Consider the following 21,540-nt stretch of genomic DNA (forward strand, 5'->3'; position numbering starts at 1 on the left):
GGTCGGCGGCGCGCCGACGTCGCCGACGCGCAGGTCGGCATAGACGCGCGCCGCGACGGGCATCGTCAGTTGCGCGCTGTTGTTGCCTTCGGCGTTGCGGCCGTCGGCGACCTCGCGCACGGCATTGCCGCCGCCCCCGGCATTCTGGTCGGCATACAGGGTGACGCAGATCGACCCGACCGAGCGCGCGCCGTCGGGCAGCTTGAAGGTGAAGCTGCGCGCCCGCTCCGCTCCGGCGGCGAGCAGCATGTCGCTCGCGACCGCGGTATCGAGCAAAGTCTCGCCGGTGGTGATGTTCTGCACCAGCACCCGGTTGTTCCAGCCCGCCAGCGTCGCGGCATTGCCGATATTGGCCTCGGTCCAGCTCAGCGTGATGCTGTCGCCCGCCTGCGGGGCGGTGGCGTCGATCGCCATGTCGCGGATCACCAGATCGGGGGCCGAGGTGATCGTCAGCGCCGCCGCGTTGTTCGTCTCGCCGGTTCCGGCGTCGTTCGCCTCCGCGACCTGATCGAGGATGTCGGTGGTGACGGTGAAGGTGAACTGGCCGTGCCCGATCAGCCCCTCGGGCCAGACGATGCTGTAGCTGCCGCTGCGCGACGCGCCCGCGTCGATCGGGGCCGCCGCGACGGTGGCGAGCAGCACCTGCTGCCCGCTCGACGCGTTACGCACGACGATGCGCTCCGAAAAACCGCCCGTGGTCGGCCGGTTGCCGCTGTTGGTGGTCGTCCAGTTGATCGTGACGGTATCGCCGGGTTTCCAGCCGCTTGCCGGTTCCACCGCGACCTGGCCGACGGTCAGGTCGATGAAGGGCGCAAGGATCGACTGGAATTCGACCGACGCCTCATTGTTGGTCTCGGCCGATCCCGAGGCATTCTCCTCCGCCACCGCGTTCGCGATATCGGTCGTCACGATCGCGACGATCTGGCCGACACCGGCGTTGCCGGTCGGCAGGCTCACCGTCGTCTGGCGCTGGCGCGACGCGCCGGGCGCCAGGTCGCCGCCGTTGTCGGCTATCACGAAATTGCCGATGATCTGCCCGGTGTCGAGGTTGCGCAGGATCAGCCGGTCCGACCATGTCCCGGTCGCGGGCAGCGTGCCGTCGTTGCGCGTCTGCCACGCGACGGTGATCGTGCCGCCCGACTGGATCGCCCCCTCGCCGCTGACCGTGACGCCCTGCGGGATCAGGTCGGGGGCGGGGCGCACCTCCAGCCCCGGAATCGGGATCGGCGCGGTTTCGGGGTTCTCGAAGACGTTGAAGCCATAGGTATAGACCGAACCGACGTCGCCGATATAGCCTTCGAGCAGCAGCGTGTAGGTGCCCATGTCGGGCAGGACGTAGCTGTCGACGTCGTTGAAATAGCCGCTGAACAACTGCCGCCCGTTGGGCGCGATCAGCCGCCAATAGGCGCTGCCGCCCGACAGGGCCTGACGGTCGAAATAATAGCGTTCGCCGGCTTCGCCATCGAAACGGAACGCCTCGGTCTCCGATCCGGGGCTCAGCGTCCCCGTCACCGGCAGGCCGGGGGTGATCGGGGTCGCGGCGGCGAGATCGAGGACGCGCAGCGCATAGTCGCGCGCGGTCGTGCTGTTGTTGCGCACCCGCAGTTCATAGTCGCCCGCCGGGACGACCAGCACCGGGTTGGCGGCGCCGACCGACGCGCCGTCCGACGACTGGAAATTCTTGCTCGCCACCTCGCCGCGCGGCCCGGTCAACGTCCAGACGAGGCTGCCGTCGCTGGTCAGCGGATCGACGAGCAGCAATGTGCCTTCCGCCAGCGTGAAGCGATAGACATCCTCCTGCTGCGGCTGCGCGAACGTGCCCGAATGGGTTGCGCCGAGCGTCAGCGGCGCGACCTTGTCGACCAGCTTCGACACCTTGAACTGGACCGGCGCCGACGCGCCCGCGACGGTGACATGCCCCTCGACCACCAGCGTATAGGTGCCGGAACGCGTCAGCACGACCGGCCCCATGTCGCTGCTCGCGCCGGTGTTGTTGTAGACGATCTGGCGGCCCTGCGGATCGATCAGCCGCCAGCGTCCGGTCGGCCCCGACGACAGATAGTCGAAGAACAGCTTGTCGCCGGCCTCGCCGACGAAATTATACAGGCCGGTGCTGTTGGCGGGTTCGAGCAGGCCGTCGATGACGGTATCGAGCGCGATCGCGGACGCCGACGCAAGGTCGAGCAGGCGGAAGGCATAATCGCCGGTGACGTCGTTGTTCGCCCACACCGTCAGCACATAGTCGCCCGCCGCGGCCCGGAAGGGCGTGGCGTCGGTCCGCGACTGCGAATCGCTGTTGGCGAAGGTGCGGTCCTGGATCGTCGTGCCCTGCGGCCCGGTCAAGCTCCAGCGGAAATTGCCGTTGTTGGTCAGGCTGTCGAACAGCAGCAGCGCATCCTGCGTCAGCGAGAAGCTGTAGCGCATCCGGTCGCCGGGCAGCGGCACCGTCCCCTGCGTCGTCGCGCCGACGGTCAGCGCCGCGCTGCGGTCGGTCATCGACACCAGGCGGAACGCCGTCGTCTGCGGTTCCGCATTGGCGATGCGCCCCTCGACCATCAGCGTGTAGCGGCCGGTCTCGGTCAGCTCGACCTGCGAATCCGACCCGATCGAGCGCGGGGTGAACACCGTGTTGCCGCGCGGGTCGATCAGCCGCCAATAGGGCAGCGTCGCGCCGCTCATATAGTCGAAGAACAGGCGCTCGCCCGCGGTTCCGTCGAAATGGAACAACTGGGTCATGTTGCCCGGATTCAGCGTCACCGACTGCTGCTCGCCCGGGGTCAGCGCCGCCGCCTGCGCCAGGTCGAGCAGGCGGAAGGCATAGCTGCCCGTCGCCGTCCCGGCCGAGATCGCCAGGCTGTAGGTCCCCGGCTGGAGCAGCATGACCGGATTGTCGCTGAAGTTCAGCGAATCCGACGCGGTGAACTGGCGCGCCGCCGGGGTCTGGCTCGGCCCGCTGATCTGCCAGCGGAAATTGCTGTTGTTGGTCAGCGGATCGAACACCACCGCGGTCGGCTGCGTGATCGTGAAGCTGTAGCGCTCGACCGCGCCGGTGCGCGCGATCGAACCGGTCACCGCCTCGCCGAACGGCACGGCGGGCATCGCCGTCGCCGCGGGGGTCATGGCGACGGCGATATTGTCGACGTCCTGATCGCCGGTCGAGGTGCCCTGCGAGGCGCTGAGCGCGACGCGCCCCGCCTCCAGCTCCATGCCGGGAATGAAATAGTCGGTGACGACCTCGATCACGGCGCCGCCCTCGGCGGTCAGCCGGATGGTCAGCAGCGTGCCGCCGGCGGTGCGCGTCATCAGGATGCGCGCGTGCGTCCAATCGCCGCTGGCCAGCGTCAGGCCTGGGCTGGCGATGTCGGTCAGCTTCACCCCGTTGTAATGGATCGACACATGGTTGGCGTTGACCTCGCCGTTGTTGGCGAAGCTGTCGAAGCCGATCCCCAGCGCCCCCGCGACATTGGGCTCGAGACCGCTCGACCCGCTGCGCGGGATCGTCGGCCCCGGACCGCCGGCGCCATAGAGCGCGACGGGCAGCCAGGCGAAGGCGATGCCGTCGGGGTCGGTCGCCTGCCCCGCGCGCCGCTCGATGCGGAAATCGAAGCCGACATCGACGACGTCCTGCCGTCCACTGCCGGTCGCGGAGAAGAAGACGCCGTTGTGCGGATTGCTGTTCAGCGCATCGGTCAGCCGCAGGAAATCATTCTCGCCGTCGCGCAGCACCTGCGCGGCCGCCCCCTGGTGATTGACCAGCACATAGGGCAACCCGGCGGCGTCGAAATCCTGTCCGGTCGCCCCGTTGGCGGGCGGCTGCGCCGCGACGTCGAGCAGGAAGCTGTAGCTGAAATTGCTGCCTTCGGCGGCATAGCCTTCGACCAGCAGGGTATAGGTGCCCGCCATCGCCGCGGTCATCAGCCCGCTGTCCTGCATCGAGGTCGGGCCGAACACGACCTGCCCCAGCGGATCGATCAGCCGCAGGCGATGATTGTAGTTGGGGCTGTTCAGCACATCGATGCCGAACCGCATCCCTTCCGTCGCCTCGAAACGATAGGCCGCCGTCTCGCGGCCCTGCGGCCCCAGATTGCCGGTCGTCCCCTGATTGGCGACCAGAAGCTCCGCCGCCGCGAGGTCGAGCAGGCGGAAAGCATAGGCGCCGGTGAACTGGCGATTGCCGTCGATGGTCAGCGTGTAGGTGCCGGCCGCAAGGTCGAGAACCGGGTTGCCGGTGAAGTTCAGCCCGTCGCTCTGGTCGAAGCGGCGCGCCGACACGATCTGTCCGTCCGGCCCCGCCAGCGACCAGTTGAGCTCGCCCTGATAGAGCAGCGAGTCGAAGACGAGCCGCGTCCGTTCGGTCAGCGTGAAGCTGTAGACGTCGCGCTCGCCGGGCTGCGAGATGGTGGAGGAAATCTGCGCGCCGATGGTCAGCGGCGCGGTCTGCACCGCCATCGGATAGATGATGAAATCATAGGCCGCGGCCAGCCCCTGATCGATGCGCCCCTCGATCAGCAGCGTATAGGTCCCGCTGAGCGCCAGAAGCTGCCCGTCGATGTCGGCCATCGACTGCTGGTTGAAGACGATGTTGCCGTTCGGGTCGATCAGCCGCCAGCGCACGTCGCTCTTGACGCTCAGCACGTCGAAGAAGAAGGATTCGCCCGCATTGGCGGAAAAACGATGGATCGCGGTCGCGTTCGACGGGGTCAGCGACGCCGTCACGCGGCTGCCCATCGCCAGCGGCGCCGCATTGGCGAGGTCGAGCAGGCGGAAATTATAGTCGGCGACCGCATCGTCGATGCCGTCGATCGTCAGCTCATAGCGGCCCGCCGCGAGCGCCAGCACCGGATTGCCGGTGAAAGTGAAGGAATCCGACTGGTCGAAGCGGCGTCCGTCGACGATCAGGTCGCCATCGGGGCCGGTCAGGCTCCAGCGCAGCCGGCTGTTGTTGGTCAGGCTGTCGAACAGCGCCAGAGTCGTCTGGGTCAGCGTGAAGCTGTAGCGGTTCTCGGCGCCCGGCGTCGCGATACGTCCCGTCACGCCATTGGGGTTGGTGCTGCGCAGCAGCGCGCCCGCGGGCAGGCTGGTCGAATCGAAATCGAGCGCGATCTTCAGGTCGGGCGTCCCGGCGGGGGGTGCCGATGCCATGTCGGCGGCGATCTCCGCCGCACTGCGCGCGACGCCCCACAGGCGGAAGCTGTCGACCGCCCCTTCGATCGGGGCATAGCTCGACTCGTCGTCATAATAGCCGATGTAGAAGGGGTCGGCGACGTCGACATTGTCGTTCAGGCGGATCTGCCGCGACGCGGCTTCCTGGCCATTGACATAGAGTTTGAGCGTCCGGTTGTCGCGATCGACGACCATCGCCATGTGGACCCACTCGCCGGTCGGCACCACGCCGCTCGCGCTGGTGACGTCCTCGCGCCCGGATGCATCGCGCACCGTCGCCCAGATCTGGCCGCTGCTGTTGACCGCCAGGCGATAGGGCGCGGTGTCGCCCAGCCCCTTCGACACCACGGGCATCCAGCTGCTGGTGAAGCGGTCGAGGAAGAACCAGCCCTCGATCGTTAAATTGCGGGTCAGGTCGACGTCGGGTCCGTCGGGCAGTTCGACATAATCGACCCCGCGCAGCTTCAGCGCGTTGCCGTCGACCCCGGCGACGACCGTCGGCGCATCGGGGTTCGGCCCGTCGAGCGTGATCGGCACCGGCGCGGTCTGCGCCATGTTATACACCGCCACGCGATAATCGACCGGCCAGTTCACGACCGCCGCGCGCATCTCCATCACCAGCGTGTAGGTGCCGCCATAGGCGAGCACGCCGGTGTCGATGTCGCCGACCTGCACCGGACCGGAAATCTGCCGTCCGAAGGGGTCGAACAGGCGGAAGCTGGCGCGGCCCAGCGATCCGCCGAACTGCTGCAGGTCGATGAACAGCCGGTCCCCGGCCGCCGCGTCGATCCGCCACACGGCATTGTCGCGCGACCCGCTGGACCGCCCCGTCGCGACGCTACCCTGCGGCAGGACGGGCGCGGCTCCGACGTCGATCAGGCGAAAGGCATAGGCGCCGGTGGCCGCGCCGGTGCCGTCGACGGTCACGGTATAGGTCCCCGGCCCGACCTCGATCAGCGGATTGCCGCTGCCATATTCGTGGCTTTCGCCGTTGCGCATGTTGCGCGCCGCCGAAACGCCGCCCGGTCCGGTGATGGTGACGGTCATCTGGCTGTTGTTGTGCAACGCGTCGAACAGCAGCATCTTCGGTTCGGCGACGGTGAAGCTGTATGTCCGCGTATCGCCCGGCGTCGTCAGCCGCCCCTCGATCACCCCGTCCAGTCCCGCCAGGTCGCGCAGGACGGGGACATCCGCCCCCGACACCTGGTTGCGGACCGTGCCGCCCGCGATCGCATCGAAATCCATCCGCAGCACGAGCCCGCCGGTGTCCGACGGCACCCCGTCCATCCCGGCGAGAATTTCCTCCGCCGACCGTCCATGGTCCCAGATGCGCAATTCGTCGATCGCGCCTTCCAGCTTCTGGTAGCTGTCGTTCTGTTCGGGGCCGGTGCCGATGTAGAGCGGCGAGGCGGCGCTGCCGTTATGCGGCGCGGTGGGGACATTGGTGCGCGACGCGACCAGCACGCCGTTCAGATAGATGCGCATCTGCCCCGTGCTGCGCTCGATCACCGCGGCGACATGCGTCCACTGGCCCTGCGGCACCGATCCGCTCGCCGTCTCCAGCGTGTCGTTGGCCGTCCCGCGATAGCTCGACAGGTGGACATAGCCGCTGCTGTTGTACCACAGCGTATAGCCGCGCCCGTCGGTCCCTTCGCCCTTGTAGATCAGCGGCGTCCAGCTGTTGGTCATCCGCTCGGGATTCAGCCAGAACTCGACCGTCAGATCCTCGCGCAGGTCCAGCGCGGGATCGTCGACCAGTATCTGCTCGTGCGTCGTCATCGACAGCGCGTCGCCGATCTTGCCGGGGCGCAGCAGCGACGGCTGCTCGACATTGCCGTCGAGCGCGATCGCCGTCGCGGCGGTCGTCGCCCGGTGCAGCGCAAAGCGATAATCGCGCGCCGCCGCGTCCCAAACCCGCCCCTCGATCATCACGACATAGGTGCCCGCCTGGTCGGCGGTGAACTCATAATCGCCGACCGATGTCGGGGTGCGCGTCTGCGTTCCGTCGGGCCGGATGATCCGCAGCGTCGCATTGCCGATGCCCAGCAGGCTCTGGAAATAGAATCGCTCGCCCGCCGCCGCGTCGAAACGGTACATGTCGGTCTCGCTCGACGGCTCCAGCCGCCCGCTGACGCTCTGCCCGAACGCCACCGGCGCCGCGTCCGCAAGGTCGAGCAGGCGGAAGCTGGCGGACGAGGTGCGATAACCGTCCGCCTGCACGGCGATCTCATAGCTGCCGGGCGCCAGCGTCAGCACCCGCTCGCCCGACACTTCGGAATCGCTGTAATAGAAATCGGCGGAACTGACCGTTCCGGTCGCGCCGCGCAGCGCCCAGCGGATCGTCGAATCGTTGGTCAGCGAATCGAAATAGACGCGCGTCGCCTCGGTCAGCGTGAACGTGAAGCGGTTGACCTCGGTCGGCCGCGCGATCGCGGTGCTGACCGTCTCGCCCAGCGCGATCGCCTGCGGCGCGGGGTCGACCGGCCGGGCCAGCGCAAAGCTGTAGGCGCTGCTCTCCGCCGTGTTGGTGGCGCGTCCCTCGACCAGCAGATAGTGGCGCCCGGTGACCGCGGCGACCAGCGTCCGGTCGGCGAAGGTCAACGCGCCCGTCACCTCGTTGCCGAAGGAATCGACCAGGCGGATCGTGGTGGTGGCCGGCACCGTCTGCGCGTCGAAGACGATCGTCTCGCCCGCGGTCAGGTCGAGCGCATAGACATCGGTTTCGCTCGACGGCGCCAGCGCGCCCGCGATCGTCGCGCCATCGGCGGCAAGCGGCGTCGCAGTCGCGGCAAGGTCGAGCAGGCGAAAGGCATAGGGACCGACCGCCGCGCCGGTACCGTCGATCAGTAGTTCATATTCCCCGGCCGCGAGCATCAGCGGCGGGCGCGTGCCCTGAAAGGCGCCGTCAGCATCGCGCAGCGACGCCGAATAATCGATCCCGGGTCCCTTCAGGCGCCACGTCAGCGTCGTGCTGCCGGTGAAGCTGTCGAGGGCCAGCAGCCGCTCCGACGAAAGCTGAAAGCGATAGCGCTGGACGTCGCCCGCCGCCGCCAGAACGCCGTCGATCCGCGCGCCGAGCGTCAGGTCGAGCGGCGCGGGATCGCGCGGGCGGTTGAGGATGAAGGAATAATCGTCGTCGGCGGCGGTGTTCGCCACCCGCCCCTCGATCAACAGGACATAGGTGCCGTCGACCGGCAGCGCCAGTTCGCGGTCCGCGAAGCCCACGGGCCCGACGACCATCCGGCCGAACGGATCGATCAGCCGGAAGCTGCCGCTGCTGAGCGCGGTCTGGGTATCAAGATAGAGCGTCTCGCCGGCGACGCCGGTGAAGCTGTACATGTCGGTCGCGCGCGAGGGCAGCAGCCGGCTCTCGACCAGCGCGCCGCCGGGCGTGATCGGCGTCGCCGCCGCCAGGTCGAGCAGCCGCATCGAATAGGCGCCGGCCGTGCCCGACACCCGCAACTGATAAGTTCCGCCCGCGGGAAGGTCGATCACCGCGCTGCCGCTGATGCTGGTGCCATCGCTGGCGCTGAAGCTGCGGCCGTTCACCTCGACGCCGTTCGGCCCCAGCAGCGCCCATGTCTTGCCGCTGTCGTTGGTCAGCGAATCGAAAATGAGCCGCGTCGGACCGGCGACGGTGAAGCGATGGAGGCCCGGCTCGCCGCCGGCGACCAGCGTGCCCGACAGCGTGTCGCCGGGCTGGAACAGCGCGCCGCCCGATATGTCGGGCAGCGCGACATGCTCGGTCAGGTTGACGCGGAAGCCATAGCCGATCGGCGCGGCTCCGACCCGCTGCTCGATCGCAAGCGTATAGGTGCCGGTGACGCGCAGATCGACGGTCGAGGTGCCATAGAGGTAGTTCGCGTTCGTCACCTGCCGCCCGAACGGGTCGAACAGCCGCCAGCCGATGCTGTAGTCGCTCGATGTCGCATCGATCAGCCGTTCGAGCGTCACCTTGTCGCCCGCCGCGGCGTCGAAGCGATAGACGTTGCTCGTCCCGCCGGTCGCGAAGCTGCCGGTGACGTCGGCGTCGAGCGCGACCGGCTGGGCATTCGCGGTGTCGATCAGGCGAAAAGCGTAATCGAGCGCCTCGCCGGCGCTGCTGTCGACGATCAGGCTGTAGGTGCCGGCGGGCAGGTCGAGCAGCGACGACAGGCCCGACGACAGGTCGAGCGAATCCGAATAGGCGAAGGCGCGCTGGTTCACCTCGGCGCCGCGCGGTCCGATCAGCGTCCAGTGGAGGTCCCAGCGGCTGGTCAGCGAATCGAACAGCAGCCGCGACGGCTGCGTCAGGGTGAAGGTCAGCGTGTGCCGCTCGCCGGGCTCGCGCCGCCCGGTGACGAGGGTATCGACGGCGATCGCGCGCGTCGGATCGGCGACCTTGACCATGCGCGCGGAAAAGGCGGCGGCACCGCCGTTGCCGACAACGCCTTCGACCACGATCAGATAGGTGCCGTCCATCGGCAGATTGGCGAGGTTGAGGTCGGCCAGCGCCGTCGGCGCGACGAGTTGAGTCCCGTCCGGACGGTAGACGCGCACGGTCAGCGAAGCGCCGCTCTGGCTCGCCACGTCGAAATACCAATGCTCGCCCTTCGCTGCGGCGAAGCTGTAGAGCCGCGTTTCGGTCGCCGGCGCGCCGCCGGTCGCGGGCGAGCCGGAGGGCGAGGAATCGGCCGCGGTCCATCCGTCGGCCTCGTCGAACCGCCAATAGCCGACGAGCCCGCTCTCGCCGCCCGACAGCGGCGCCTGCGCCGCGGCGGCGATCTGGGCCGCCGAACGCGCCACGTCCCAGACGCGCACCTCGTCGATCGCCCCGTTCCACGGATAATAGGCCTGCGGGCCGCCGCCGATCACCAGCGGCGCGCCGCTGTGGCGGATCGCTTCGGCGAAGTCGCGCTCGGCGACCTGCAGGCCGTCGACGTAAAGCCGCATGACCGCGCCGTCATAGGTGGCGGCGACATGCACCCACCGCTCGCTCTCGATCGGCGCCTCGATATAGGCGTCGTACCAGTCGTTGAGATAGAAGCGGACGGTGTCGCCGATCCGCAGCAGGCCATAGCCGTCGTCCCACGACGTGCTCGACCCCTTGAACAGGATCGCCTGATAGGGATCGCCGCCGAAGACGATGATGCCGCCGTCGCCGTCGTCGACGGCCTCCGCGCTGCGCACCCACGCCTCCAGCGTCAGCGTCGCCGGGCGCAACGCGTCCGAATCGGCGACGATCAGGTCCTTCTGCCGATTGACGTCCCAGCCGTGGTTGACGGTCCCGGGCAGCCCCGAATAGTCGAGCGGCGCGCCCTCGCCGCGCCCGATCGCGTCGCTCACCCCGCCGTCGCCGACCGCGCCCCCGAACCCGGGCAGCGCCGTCACGTCCTGCGCCGCGCCCGCATCGAGCAGGCGGAAGGCGAAGTCGCCCCGCGCGTCGCTTCCGCCGCCGCCCACCGTCAGCCGGTAGCGCCCCGCGGGCAGCGCCAGGAGGGGCTGGCCCGAGCTGCCTTCCGAATTGGAGAAATAGCGCCCGTCGACCACCGTGCCGCGCGGGCCGGCCAGACTCCATTGAAAGCCGCGGTCGTCGCGCAGCGCGTCGAACAGCAGCCGCGTCTCGCCCGCCAGATCGAAGATATAGGTGATCGTGTCGCCCGCGCCCTCGATCCGCCCGCGCACCAGTTCGCCCGGCGTCAGCGCGGCTTCGGCCGCGGTCACGCGCGACAGGATGAAGCCATAGTCGAACGCGGCGCTGTTGCTGTCCGCCCCCTCGATCGCGAGCGTGTAGGTGCCGGTGCGATCGAGCGCGAACACGCCCGAATCGTTATAATAGTCCGGGCCGCGCACATATTCGCCGTCGGGACCGATCAGCCGCCAGCTCACCGTGCCGCCGGTCAGCGTCTGCCGGTCGAAGAAATAGCGTTCGCCGGCGACCGCATCGAAGGCATAGAGGTCGGTGGCGCGCCCCTCGTTCTGCGCCGAAACCAGCGTGCCGGCCTGAATAGGCGCCGCATTGGCGATGTCGAGCAGGCGAAAGGCGAAAGCCCCCGTCGCGTCGCCGTCGCCATCGACGGTCAGCCGATAGTCGCCGGCGGCCAGGTCGAGGATGTTCGATCCGGAGATGTCGATCGAATCCGACGCGCCGAAGGCACGGCCGTTGACGAGCGTGCCGTTCGCCCCGACCAGCGACCAGCGGATGTTCGACCGGTCGGTCAGCGAATCGAAATAGACCTTGCGCGCCTCGGTCAGCGTGAAGGTGAAGCTCTGCGTCGCGCCCGGCACGTCGAGCGAACCGGTGACCGGGGGCACGGCCGTCGGGGCCGACAAGGACAGAAGCGAGATCCCCTCGCCCTCGCCGTCCGCCCCACCGAAAGTCGTCAGCGCGGCGGTGATGCCCGGCGCGCCCGACGGTCCCGAGCTGCCGGAACCGCCATGGGCATAAAAGCCGCTGGCCGTGTCGGCGCCGTCAACGTCGAGCGCATAGCCGCCGACCCGCACCGAAAGCGCCGACATGTCGATGCCCGGCGCGATGCCGCCGATGCCGGTACCGGCGCCGGCCCCGTCGAACGGCATCACGGTCAGGAACTTGGCGGAAGGCTCCATGCTGGCGACCAGCCCGGACGGAAGGCCAAGGCCGAGTCCGACATCGATCGGCGCGACGTCGGCGGACAGCAGCAGGCGCGGCTCGAGCGCCTCGACCGACAGGCGGCTGGACAGGATCGACGATCGGCGCAGCGCCGCCTTGCGCTGTTCGGCGCGGATGCGCGCGGCCCCTTCCCCGAAGCTGAAGAGATTGGCGAGTGGGCGGCCAGGCGACGTTCCACGCCTAAAACCATTGAGCATTCCGATCCCCCCTCTTCCGACGCGACGGCCGCCATCGAATCCCATATTTCTATGCGCACGATGGGGGGATTTCGGATCACGCCCGCGCGATGGCGCGCGAGAAATTTCGCAGCGCTTCATTATGGATAGGGGATACGGACCTCAGGCGCCGGGCAAGGTCGGAGCGCGCGCGGCGGAATCGCGCCGCGGCGTCAGCGATACGCACCCTTCGGCCGCACGCCCGCATGCTTCGGAACGCTGCGCACCGCGATGCTCGAATGAATGCGCTCGACGCCGGGAAGGCGCGACAGGATCGTCTTGTGGATTTCCTCGTAGGCCGCGGCATCGGCGGCCGTGATCCGCAGGATGTAATCGGGATCGCCCGTCATCAGGAAACATTCCTCGATTTCCGGGTGCTGGCGGACGGCTTCCTCGAACCGGTTGAGATAGGCCTCGGTCTGCCGCTCCAGCGTGATGCGGATGATGACGATCAGCCCGTCCCGTTCCGTGGGCGCGACGATCGCCGTATAGCCGCGGATCACCCCGCTCGCTTCCAGGTTGCCGACCCGGCGCAGGCAGGCCGAAGGGGAAAGGCCGACTTCGGCCGCCAGCTCGCGATTCGGCATGCGCCCGTTCAGGCGCAGCAGCCGGACGATGTTGCGGTCGATGGCGTCCATTCGAACCCTATCGCACGAGGATGAAACTTAATTCAACTAAAACCGCTAAAACAGAATAATCACGCGTAATTCGCATCCAAAATCCAACATTATTCTGATATTCTTTTTGCCGGAAGGGGATCGTCTTTGCCAGATAATCGCGCGCCTACGGCCCGCTGCGGCCGGCTTTGGATCGACCTGTCGGCGCTGGCCCGCAACTATGCGGCCATCGCCGCGCGCGTCGCCCCCGCTACGGCCGCGGCGGTGGTGAAGGCCGATGCCTATGGCCTCGGCAGCGGTCCGGTGGCGTCGGCGCTGTGGGATGCCGGCTGTCGCCGCTTCTTCGTCGCGCATCTCGACGAGGCGCTGGCGATCCGCGACGAACTTCCGCCGCAGGCCGAACTCATCGTCCTCAACGGCCTTCCGCCGGGGGTCGAGCCGCTATGCGCGCGGCACGAGATCGTTCCCGTCCTCAATTCGCTTGGTCAGGCGGAGCGCTGGGCCGAGACCGCGCGCGCGCTCGATCGGCGGCTTCCCGCCGTCCTGCAACTCGACAGCGGCATGTCGCGGCTCGGGCTCGCCCCCGAAGACGACGTCCGGCTCGCGCATGACGATCGCTTCCGCCAGGCGGTCGACCTGCGGCTGGTGATGAGCCACCTCGCCTCGTCGGGCACCCCCGGCAGCGAGGCCAACGCGATGCAGATCGCCGCCTTCGACCGGCTGGCGGCCGCCTTTCCCGGCATTCCCCGGTCGCTCGCCAATTCGGGCGGCGCCTTTCTGGCGGCCCCCTATCACAAGGACGTCGTGCGGGCGGGGATCGCGCTCTACGGCGGATCGCCCAGCGGCGACCCGGCCGACGCGCTCGAACCCGTCGTCCGGCTCGACGCGCGGGTCGTGCAGGTCCGCACAGTCCCCGAAGGCACCGGGGTCGGATACGACCTCACCCATCGCTGCACCCGGCCGACGCGCATCGCGACGATCGGCGTCGGCTATGCGGACGGCCTGCCGCGCACGCTCGGCAATCGCGGCGCCGCCTGGTTCGACGGCCGGCGGTTGCCGATCCTCGGGCGCGTGTCGATGGACAGCATCACGCTCGACGTCAGCGACCTGCCCGCGGGGCAGCCTGCGGAAGGCGACTGGGTCGAGATCATCGGCCCGCATCAGCCGGTCGACGTCCTCGCGCGCGATGCGGGGACCATTTCCTACGAGATACTGACGTCGCTCGGCCATCGTTACGACCGGCACTATCTTCCCTTCGCGGGGGTCAATTCAGGGAGGCCGGCATGAAGATCGCGGTTCTTGGCAGCGGGGTGATCGGCGTCACCACCGCCTGGTATCTGGCCGAAGCGGGGCACGAGGTGGTGGTGCTCGACCGCCAGGCCGGCCCGGCGCTCGAAACCAGCTTCGCCAACGCGGGCGAGGTCTCGCCCGGCTATTCCGCCCCGTGGGCCGCGCCCGGCATCCCGATGAAGGCGATCCGCTGGCTGATGATGCGGCACGCGCCGCTGATCCTGCGGCCGCAGATCGATGGCGCGATGCTGCGGTGGCTGCTGGCGATGCTGCGCAACTGCACCAGCGCGCGCTATCATGTGAACAAGGCGCGAATGGTCCGCCTCGCCGAATACAGCAAGGACTGCCTCGTCGCGCTGCGCGAGACGACCGGCATCGCCTATGACGAAGGCACCGGCGGCACCCTGCAACTGTTCCGCACCCAGAAACAGCTCGACGGCATGGCAAAGGACATCGCGGTGCTGCGCGCGAGCGGCGTCCCGTTCGAGGTGCTCGACCGCGACGGCTGCGTGGCGGTCGAACCCGGTCTGGGCGCGGCGCGCGACAAGGTGGTGGGCGGGCTGCGGCTGCCCGGCGACGAAACCGGCGACTGCTTCAAATTCACCGCTGCGCTCGCCCGCATGGCGGAGGCGCGCGGCGTCACCTTCCGCTACGGGACCCGGATTCAGGCGCTGCGGCCCGATATCGGGGTCGAAACCGACCAGGGGCTGGTGACGGCGGACGCCTATGTCGTCGCGCTCGGCAGCTTTTCGCCGCAGATGCTGCGGCCGCTGGGGCTGACCCTGCCCGTCTATCCGGTCAAGGGCTACTCGATCACCGTGCCCGTCGCCGACGCCGCGCACGCGCCGCTTTCGACGCTGATGGACGAAAGCTACAAGATCGCGATCACCCGCCTCGGCGACCGCATCCGCGTCGGCGGCATGGCGGAGATTTCGGGGTACAACAACGCCCTGCCCGAGCGGCGGCGCGAGACATTGCTCCATTCGCTGACCGACCTGTTCCCCGGCGGCGGCGCCATCGACGCCCTCACCTACTGGTCGGGCCTGCGTCCGATGACGCCCGATGGCACGCCGGTCGTCGGCCCGACCCGCTATCCCAACCTGTTCCTCAACACCGGCCACGGCACGCTGGGCTGGACGATGGCGTGCGGATCGGCGCGGGTGATCGCCGACCTGATCGGCGGCCGGCCGCCCGACATCGAAACCGCCGACCTGTCGCTCGCGCGCTACGGCCGCTCCTGACACCTGCAACAACATCGAAAGGAAACAGCATGACCATCAACCGTATCGAGTCCGGGCGGCGCATGAGCCAGGCGGTCGTCCACAACGGGACCATCTACCTGTCGGGTCAGGTCGGGGCGCCGGGCGAAAGCGTCACCGCCCAGACGCGCGCCGTGCTAGCCGCGATCGAGACGCTGCTCGCCGCCGCCGGCTCGGACAAATCGAAGATCCTCTCGGCGACGATCTGGCTCGCCGACATGGCCGACTTCGCGGAAATGAACGCGGTGTGGGACGAATGGGTGGACGGCAAGGACGCCCCCGCGCGCGCCACCGGCGAAGCGAAGCTGGCTACGCCCGAATACAAGGTCGAGATCATCGTCGTCGCCGCGGCCTGACCGACACCAATGCCGATATCGTCGCCCCGGCGAAAGCTGGGGCGACGCGGCTTATCACCTGTGGAAATTCCGCCTTCCACCGGCCGACCTGCTCCTTCGTCAGGCTGAACCCGTTTCAGCATCCATGGTCGGGCCTTCCCTTCTGCACCGCCTTCAGGTGCGGGCAGACCTTGCCCCTTGAAACAAGTCGGCCATTATCCCTTTTCGACGAGCAACCGTTCCCCGGCGGAGGCCGGGGTCCAGCTACGTGCGCCTGCCTCGCATGGACCCCGACATCGCCATGCCCCTGCGCACGAAATATAAATTCCTTGATAGGATAATTATAACAGTCTATTTTCTCCATATAAGGAATAATGAAAATCGGGCCCATGACCCGCACGGTTCGCTGGAGAGAGAGACGATGGACCAACACAAGCACATCCTGCTGGTCGGTGGCGGCGGGCCGACGGGGGCGCTGGTGGTCAACGCCCTGATCGCCGAGGGGCACCGGGTCGCGGTGATGAACACCGGGCGCCATCCGGTCGCCTTCGATGGTCCGGTCGAGCATCTGGCGGCCGACCCGAATTTCCTCGAATCCGTGCAGCAGGCCGTCGCCGGGCGCTATTTCGACACCGCGATCGTGCAATATGGCCGCCTCCGCCTCGTCGCCCGGGCGCTGACGGGCCATGTCGAGCATCTGATCGGCATCACCTCGACCTTCTATCCCGGGTGGATCGACCCGCCGGCGACCGTGCGGCCGACCTCGGAAACCGGCGAGGCGCGCGACTGGTCGGTGCAGTATCTGGACGAAGGTCTGCCGATGCCGCCGCACGTCCCGCTCGACCCCGTCGGGAAATTCGGCGTGCGCGTGGTAGAGACCGACACGGCGCTGCAATGGGCGCACGCGCAGGGCGATCTCGCGACCACGATCCTGCGCTATCCCCGCATCTACGGGCCGCGCCAGCCCGGCGCGGTCGAATGGAGCATCATCCGCCGCCTGCTCGACGGGCGCGAGCGCATCATCGTTCCCGAAGGCGGCTTCCTGCTGCAAAGCGCGCTCTATGCCGAAAATGCGGCGCGGATCGTGCTGGCCGTCGTGCGCGACCGGCGGGCGTCGGCGGGGCGGGTCTTCAATTGCGCCGATGGCGAGCCGATCTCGCATCGCAAGTGGATTCGCCTGATCGCCGACGCGATGGGCAGGACGGTGGAACTGGTCTCGGCGCCCGCGGCGCTCGCGCGCCCGGCGTGGCCCTATGCCCGCTGGCCGCTGACCGTCGGGCATCACGTCCTCGACATCGGCGACCTCGCTGCGCTCGGCTACACGCCCGCGCCGGTCGCCTACGGCATCCGGCGCACGGTGGACTGGTTCCTCGAAGACCCCGCGGCGCGCGGCGGCGCCGCCGAACCGCAACTGAAGGACGCGTTCCGCTACGACATGGAGGACCGGATCATCGCCGAACTCGACCGCGCCCGCGCCGCGATCGAGGCGATCGATTTCCCCGATTTCGACATGAGCCACTATTACGCGCACCCCAGCCGGCCCGCCCGGTGATCCCCGGCGTCAGGCCGGGGCGAAGCGTCCGAACCGGCTTGCGTGAAAGACCAGCGGGGCGCCGTCGGCGACCGCGACGTCATGGACGCGCCCGATGATGATGTGATGATCCCCCGCGACGGGGCGGTCGGCGACGCGGCACTCGATGCGCGCCAGCGCGCCCTCGACGACGGGAAGCGCGGGACGCGCCGCGCGCGGGCTTTCGGGTGCGCCGCCCGACCGGGCGTGGCGCAGCGCCAGCTCGGCCTGGCCGTCGTTCAGCACATGCACCGCGAACATCCGTCCCGGCGCGAAGGCCGGAAGGTGGCGGCTCCGGTTGTCGAGGCACCAGAGGACGAGCGGCGGCTCCATCGAGACCGAGGTGAAGGAGTTGGCGGTGATCGCGACGGGTTCCGCGTCGGCGTGGCGCGCGGTGACGACGGTGACCCCGGTGGCGAACAGGCCGAAGACCTGCCGCAGCGCGCGCGCATCGAGCGCCGGCTCAGTCCGCATCCGCGGCCCCCGCCACCACGCCGCCCGCGTGGAGCGCCGTGACCTCCTCGCGGCTGAATCCAAAGGCGACAAGCACCGCGTCGGTGTCGGCCCCCGGCACGGCCGGCGGCGTGCAGGCGCCCGCCGCGGTGCGGCTGAAGCGCGGTGCCGGGGCCGGCTGGACGAGGCCGCCGACCTCGACGAACACCCCGCGCGCGGCATTGTGGGGGTGCTGCGGGGCCTCGGTCATGCGCAGCACCGGGGCGAAACAGACGTCGCTGTCGCCGAGCAGCCGGGTCCATTCGTCGCGCGTCCGGCTGCGGAAGATCGCGGCGAGCCGCTCGCGCTGGCCGTCCCACTGCCGCGGGTCGTTGCGGTTTCCGAACTCCGCCGGGTCGATCCCCAGCCGCTCCTGCAACAGCGCGAAGAACTGTGGCTCGAGCGAACCGATCGTGACGAACTCGCCGTCGGCGCACTCATAGACGGCATAGAAGGGCGCGCCGCCGTTCAGGATCGTGCCGCCACGATCCTCGCGGAACATGCCCTGCGCAAGCATTCCGTGCACGCCGGCGGTCAGCAGCGCGGCACCGTCGACCATCGCCGCGTCGACCACCTGCCCCTTCCCCGACCCCCGTGCCTCGAGCAGCGCGCAGACGACGCCGAAGGCGAGCACCAGCCCGCCGCCGCCGAAATCCCCCACCAGATTGAGCGGAGGCACCGGCGGCCCGCCCCGTCCGCCGATGCTGAACAGCGCGCCCGCGAGCGCGATATAGTTGATGTCGTGCCCCGCGCGCTGCGCAAGCGGCCCGTCTTGGCCCCATCCCGTCATCCGGCCGACCACCAGCTTCGGATTCCGTTCGAGCAGCAGGTCGGGGGCGAAGCCGAGCCGTTCGAGCACTCCGGGTCGGAACCCCTCGATCAACCCGTCGGCGCCGTCGATCATGCGCAGCAGCGCCGCCTTGCCCTCGTCCTGTTTCAGGTCAAGGCGGATCGACCGGCGATTGCGCGCCAGCACGTCGAAGGGCACCGCGACGCCGATGCCGTTCCCCCCGTCGACGCGCTCGACGCGGACCACCTCCGCGCCCATGTCGGCGAGCAGCATGGCGCCGAACGGCGCCGGCCCCAGCCCCGCCAGTTCGATGATGCGAATGCCGGCGAGCGGCCCCCCACCCGCCGTCATCGCGCGCCGCCCACCGGCGGTGCGCTTTCGCTCGCATCCCAGACCTGCTGGTCGGACAGCGCGATCAGCTTTTCATAAATGCCCGGCGGATAGTTGGTCATATGCGGTCCGGGCGCGTCCGGTCCGGGCTGCGAAACCTCCTGCGCCGACGGCTCATAGACCGGCGGGTTTCGGTATCGCTCCAACTCCTCCGGACTGATGCCCGCCCGCGCCACGACATCGGGATCGATCCAGCTATCGGGCGCGATCGGCGCGTCGGAACAGGATAGTTCGAGCGCCAGCCCCTCGGGCCCGGCGAAATAGATCGACTTGCAGAAACCATGGTCGACCGGCCCCAGCACCGGCACGCCCCTGGATCGCAGCCGCGCCTGCATCCGCAGCAGGTCCTCCATGCCCTTCACCTTCAACGCGATATGCTGTGTCGTTCCGGCGGCGCTCGCCGCGGTCGGGTTGCCCGCGTGCGTCTCGCCGAACCTTTGCGGGATGCTCGCGACGAGCGGTCCCTGCACGAAGGCCACCGCGCTTTCGTCGTTCATGCGCAGAAAGCCGTGCCACGTCTCCTTGGCGCCGTGCATCCAGTACAGCGCCACCAGTTCCATCCCCAGCTTGTCGGTGAAGAAGTCGATCTGCGTCTTGATGTCCGCCGTGCTGATCGCGAGATGATGTAGTCCCTGCACCCGGTTATCCATGACATTCTCCCGTGCGGCCCGGCCGCTATACGTCAGCGCCCCCTGAAGACCGGCGGGCGCTTCTCCAGAAAGGCGCGGGGCCCCTCGACGGCATCGTCGGTGGCGTGGACCCGCGCCGAAAATTCGGTTTCGACCGCGAGCGCCTCCGTCTCTGGCAGGCCCAGCGTGGCGCGCACCGAGTTGCGCACCGCCTGCACCGCGAGCGGGCCGTTGGCGGCGATGCGGCTCGCAATGCGCATCGCCTCGTCCATGAGCAGCGCGGGATCGACGAGGCTGTTGACGAACCCATAGGCCCGCGCCTCCTCGGCCGAGATGGCCTCTCCGGTCAGCAGCATGTGCATCGCGTGGGCAAAGGGAATCTGGTCGCGCAGGCGCACCGTCGATCCGCCGCCGGGGAACAGTCCGACCTTGACCTCGGGAATGCCGAAGGTGGCGTGTGGGACGGCGACGCGGATGTCGCAATTCATCACCAGCTCCATCCCGCCGGCCACCGCATGGCCGTTGACGGCCGCGATCAGGGGCTTTCCGATGTCGGTCTTGAACGGTCCGCCGCTCTTGCGCCCACCGCTCTTGCGCCCATCGCTCTCGCGGATGTCCAGCCACCGTCTTTCCCACTCGGTTTCGGGTGCCCGCGCCCCCGTCATCAGCGGGATGACCGCGTCGAGGTCGCCCCCCGCGCAAAAGGCCTTGGTCCCGGCGCCGGTCAGGATGGCGACGCGCAGCTCGTCGGCGGCGCGGACATGCTCGAAGACGTCGATCAGCCGGACCGCCATTTCGGCATCCATCGCGTTGAGCCGTTCGGGGCGATTGAGCGTGATGACCGCTATCGAATCCCGGATTTCCAGATCCACGACCGCCATCGTCAAATCTCCCGGATCGCGCGAATGTGGCCGGCCGCGGCGATCATACCAGAATCCCCGGAATCTCCTCGCCCAGCAGCGCGGCGCCGTGCAGTTCGAGGCGGGCGTCGAGGTCGAACACGATATGCGCCCCGACGGTGTTCACGTCGCGCGCCGCCCGCCCCAGCGGGCTGTCCTGAAAATGGCCGCTGGCGCCCGCCGCTTCGCAGACATAGGCGATGACGCTCTTCGACTGGTCGACGGCATGGGCAAGCTGCGTGGCCCAGCGCGTCCGGTCGACGCGCGTCGCGTCGTTGCGCAGCCGCATGACGTCCTCGACCAGATGCCGCAGCAGCAGGTAAATCTGCTCGACCTGCACCTCGGCGCGGGCCAGCCGCATATAGCTTGCGGTGCCGACCCGCCGCGTTCCGCCTTCCGCCTTCCGCGCCAGCAGCCGTTCCTTGAACAGGCGCACGCTGTTGCGCGCCTGCCCCAGCGCGGGCATCGCCGCCGCCAGCCCCAGCGTCGGCAGCATCGGCGTGCGGTAGAGCGGGTTCGGGTGGAGGCTTGCTCCGGGCGTGTTGCCCTCGATCATGTCGGGGAAGGACAGCATCCGGCCATCGGGGATGAAGGCGTCCTCGATCAGCACGTCGTTGCTGCCGGTCGCCTGCATCCCGTCGACGAACCACGTATCCTCCACCCGCACCTCCGATCGGGGCAAGGCGAAGAACATCGGCACCCGCTTGCCGTCCTCGCGCGTCACGATCGCCGCGGGCAGCACCCAGTCGGCGTGCATGATCCCCGTGCTCCACGACCAGCGCCCGTTCAGGCGATACCCTCCCTCGACGCGCGTCACCTGCCCGGTCGGGGACAGCATCGCCGGGGCCAGCGCATAGCTCCGGCTCGCGAACAGCTCTTCCTGAAACGCGCGGGGAAAGAGGCAGAATATCCAGACATGCTCGATATAGAAGTTCGCGACCCAGGCCATCGACGCATCGCCCTCGCTCAGCGCGAGTCCGACCTCGAAGAAGGTATCGAGGTCGAACTCGAGCCCGCCATACACGCGCGGCGCCATCAGCTTGAAGATCTCCGCCTCCTCCAGCGCCCGGATGACCGTGTCGGTCGGGCGCCGCAGCGCCTCGGCCTCGCGCGCCTCCGCGGCCAGCAGCGCGGACAGGCGCTTCGCCCTCCCGACCAGTTCTTCCTTCGTGGTGGTCGGTGCTTTCGCGCCGGGCGCCTCGCGAGCCAAAGTCTCTGCCGTCATCATGTCACTCCGTGGTCCCCGCGAGCGCCCGGACG

General features: G+C 68.8%; 11 protein-coding genes (1 of these 11 cut by a window edge). 4 read left to right on the forward strand and 7 right to left on the reverse strand.

Annotation, left to right across the window (positions count from 1 at the left end):
- Together SGRAN_RS22310 and SGRAN_RS14675 are read right to left on the reverse strand one after the other, a co-directional pair.
- Window positions 1-11,991, reverse strand: partial view of an Ig-like domain-containing protein gene (locus SGRAN_RS22310; RefSeq protein ID WP_067184827.1) — the 5' end (the start) only. It extends 25,320 nt beyond the left edge of the window; the window shows 11,991 of its 37,311 coding nt (coding positions 1-11,991); its start codon is at window positions 11,989-11,991; its stop codon lies beyond the left edge, outside the window.
- Window positions 11,992-12,182: 191 nt separating this feature from the next.
- Window positions 12,183-12,647 (reverse strand): Lrp/AsnC family transcriptional regulator, encoded by a 465-nt coding sequence (locus SGRAN_RS14675; RefSeq protein ID WP_067184830.1) that lies wholly within the window; start codon window positions 12,645-12,647, stop codon window positions 12,183-12,185.
- 126 nt (window positions 12,648-12,773) lie between these two features.
- On the opposite strand from SGRAN_RS14675, the gene alr reads away from it, so the two are divergent.
- The 4 genes from alr (at window position 12,774) to SGRAN_RS14695 (ending at window position 17,062) form a co-directional block, all read left to right on the forward strand.
- Window positions 12,774-13,913: an alanine racemase gene (alr, locus tag SGRAN_RS14680; RefSeq protein ID WP_067184832.1), complete on the forward strand. Its 1,140-nt coding sequence runs from the start codon at window positions 12,774-12,776 to the stop codon at window positions 13,911-13,913.
- Window positions 13,910-15,157, forward strand: a complete 1,248-nt coding sequence (locus SGRAN_RS14685) for a D-amino acid dehydrogenase (protein WP_067184834.1) — start codon at window positions 13,910-13,912, stop codon at window positions 15,155-15,157. Before alr ends, SGRAN_RS14685 begins: the two co-directional genes overlap by 4 nt.
- Before the next feature lie 29 nt (window positions 15,158-15,186).
- Window positions 15,187-15,531: a RidA family protein gene (locus SGRAN_RS14690; protein ID WP_067107944.1), complete on the forward strand. Its 345-nt coding sequence runs from the start codon at window positions 15,187-15,189 to the stop codon at window positions 15,529-15,531.
- Between the two features lie 400 nt (window positions 15,532-15,931).
- On the forward strand, window positions 15,932-17,062 hold the full coding sequence (locus tag SGRAN_RS14695) for an NAD-dependent epimerase/dehydratase family protein (RefSeq protein ID WP_067184837.1): 1,131 nt from the start codon (window positions 15,932-15,934) through the stop codon (window positions 17,060-17,062).
- Between the two features lie 9 nt (window positions 17,063-17,071).
- On the opposite strand, the gene SGRAN_RS14700 is transcribed toward SGRAN_RS14695, so the two are convergent.
- Genes SGRAN_RS14700 through SGRAN_RS14720 form a run of 5 tightly spaced genes read right to left on the reverse strand, consistent with a single transcriptional unit; the run spans window position 17,072 to window position 21,505 of the window.
- Window positions 17,072-17,554, reverse strand: a complete 483-nt coding sequence (locus SGRAN_RS14700; RefSeq protein WP_067184840.1) for a flavin reductase family protein — start codon at window positions 17,552-17,554, stop codon at window positions 17,072-17,074.
- A complete protein-coding gene (locus tag SGRAN_RS14705; RefSeq protein ID WP_067184843.1) occupies window positions 17,544-18,713 on the reverse strand; it encodes a CaiB/BaiF CoA transferase family protein in 1,170 nt (389 codons plus the stop codon). Before SGRAN_RS14705 ends, SGRAN_RS14700 begins: the two co-directional genes overlap by 11 nt.
- Entirely contained in the window at window positions 18,710-19,402 is a 693-nt protein-coding gene (locus SGRAN_RS14710; RefSeq protein WP_067184846.1) for a VOC family protein, read from the reverse strand. The genes SGRAN_RS14705 and SGRAN_RS14710 overlap by 4 nt, the downstream gene beginning before the upstream one ends.
- A gap of 32 nt (window positions 19,403-19,434) precedes the next feature.
- Complete coding sequence (locus SGRAN_RS14715; RefSeq protein WP_148650889.1) at window positions 19,435-20,262, reverse strand: enoyl-CoA hydratase-related protein; 828 nt, start codon at window positions 20,260-20,262, stop codon at window positions 19,435-19,437.
- A 43-nt stretch (window positions 20,263-20,305) separates the two neighbouring features.
- Window positions 20,306-21,505, reverse strand: coding sequence for an acyl-CoA dehydrogenase family protein (locus SGRAN_RS14720; protein WP_172709659.1), 1,200 nt, complete (start codon window positions 21,503-21,505; stop codon window positions 20,306-20,308).
- Window positions 21,506-21,540 lie beyond the last annotated feature (35 nt).

The organism is Sphingopyxis granuli, assembly GCF_001559015.1.
Classification (GTDB): Bacteria; Pseudomonadota; Alphaproteobacteria; order Sphingomonadales; family Sphingomonadaceae; genus Sphingopyxis; species Sphingopyxis granuli.

Excerpts from the sequence above, each read along its gene's own strand:
- SGRAN_RS14675 (WP_067184830.1), bottom strand. The coding sequence starts at position 12,647 with ATGGACGCCATCGACCGCAACATCGTCCGGCTGCTGCGCCTGAACGGG.
- SGRAN_RS14685 (WP_067184834.1), top strand. The coding sequence starts at position 13,910 with ATGAAGATCGCGGTTCTTGGCAGCGGGGTGATCGGCGTCACCACCGCC.
- SGRAN_RS14690 (WP_067107944.1), top strand. The coding sequence starts at position 15,187 with ATGACCATCAACCGTATCGAGTCCGGGCGGCGCATGAGCCAGGCGGTC.
- SGRAN_RS14695 (WP_067184837.1), top strand. The coding sequence starts at position 15,932 with ATGGACCAACACAAGCACATCCTGCTGGTCGGTGGCGGCGGGCCGACG.
- SGRAN_RS14700 (WP_067184840.1), bottom strand. The coding sequence starts at position 17,554 with ATGCGGACTGAGCCGGCGCTCGATGCGCGCGCGCTGCGGCAGGTCTTC.
- SGRAN_RS14705 (WP_067184843.1), bottom strand. The coding sequence starts at position 18,713 with ATGACGGCGGGTGGGGGGCCGCTCGCCGGCATTCGCATCATCGAACTG.
- SGRAN_RS14710 (WP_067184846.1), bottom strand. The coding sequence starts at position 19,402 with ATGGATAACCGGGTGCAGGGACTACATCATCTCGCGATCAGCACGGCG.
- SGRAN_RS14715 (WP_148650889.1), bottom strand. The coding sequence starts at position 20,262 with ATGGCGGTCGTGGATCTGGAAATCCGGGATTCGATAGCGGTCATCACG.
- SGRAN_RS14720 (WP_172709659.1), bottom strand. The coding sequence starts at position 21,505 with ATGACGGCAGAGACTTTGGCTCGCGAGGCGCCCGGCGCGAAAGCACCG.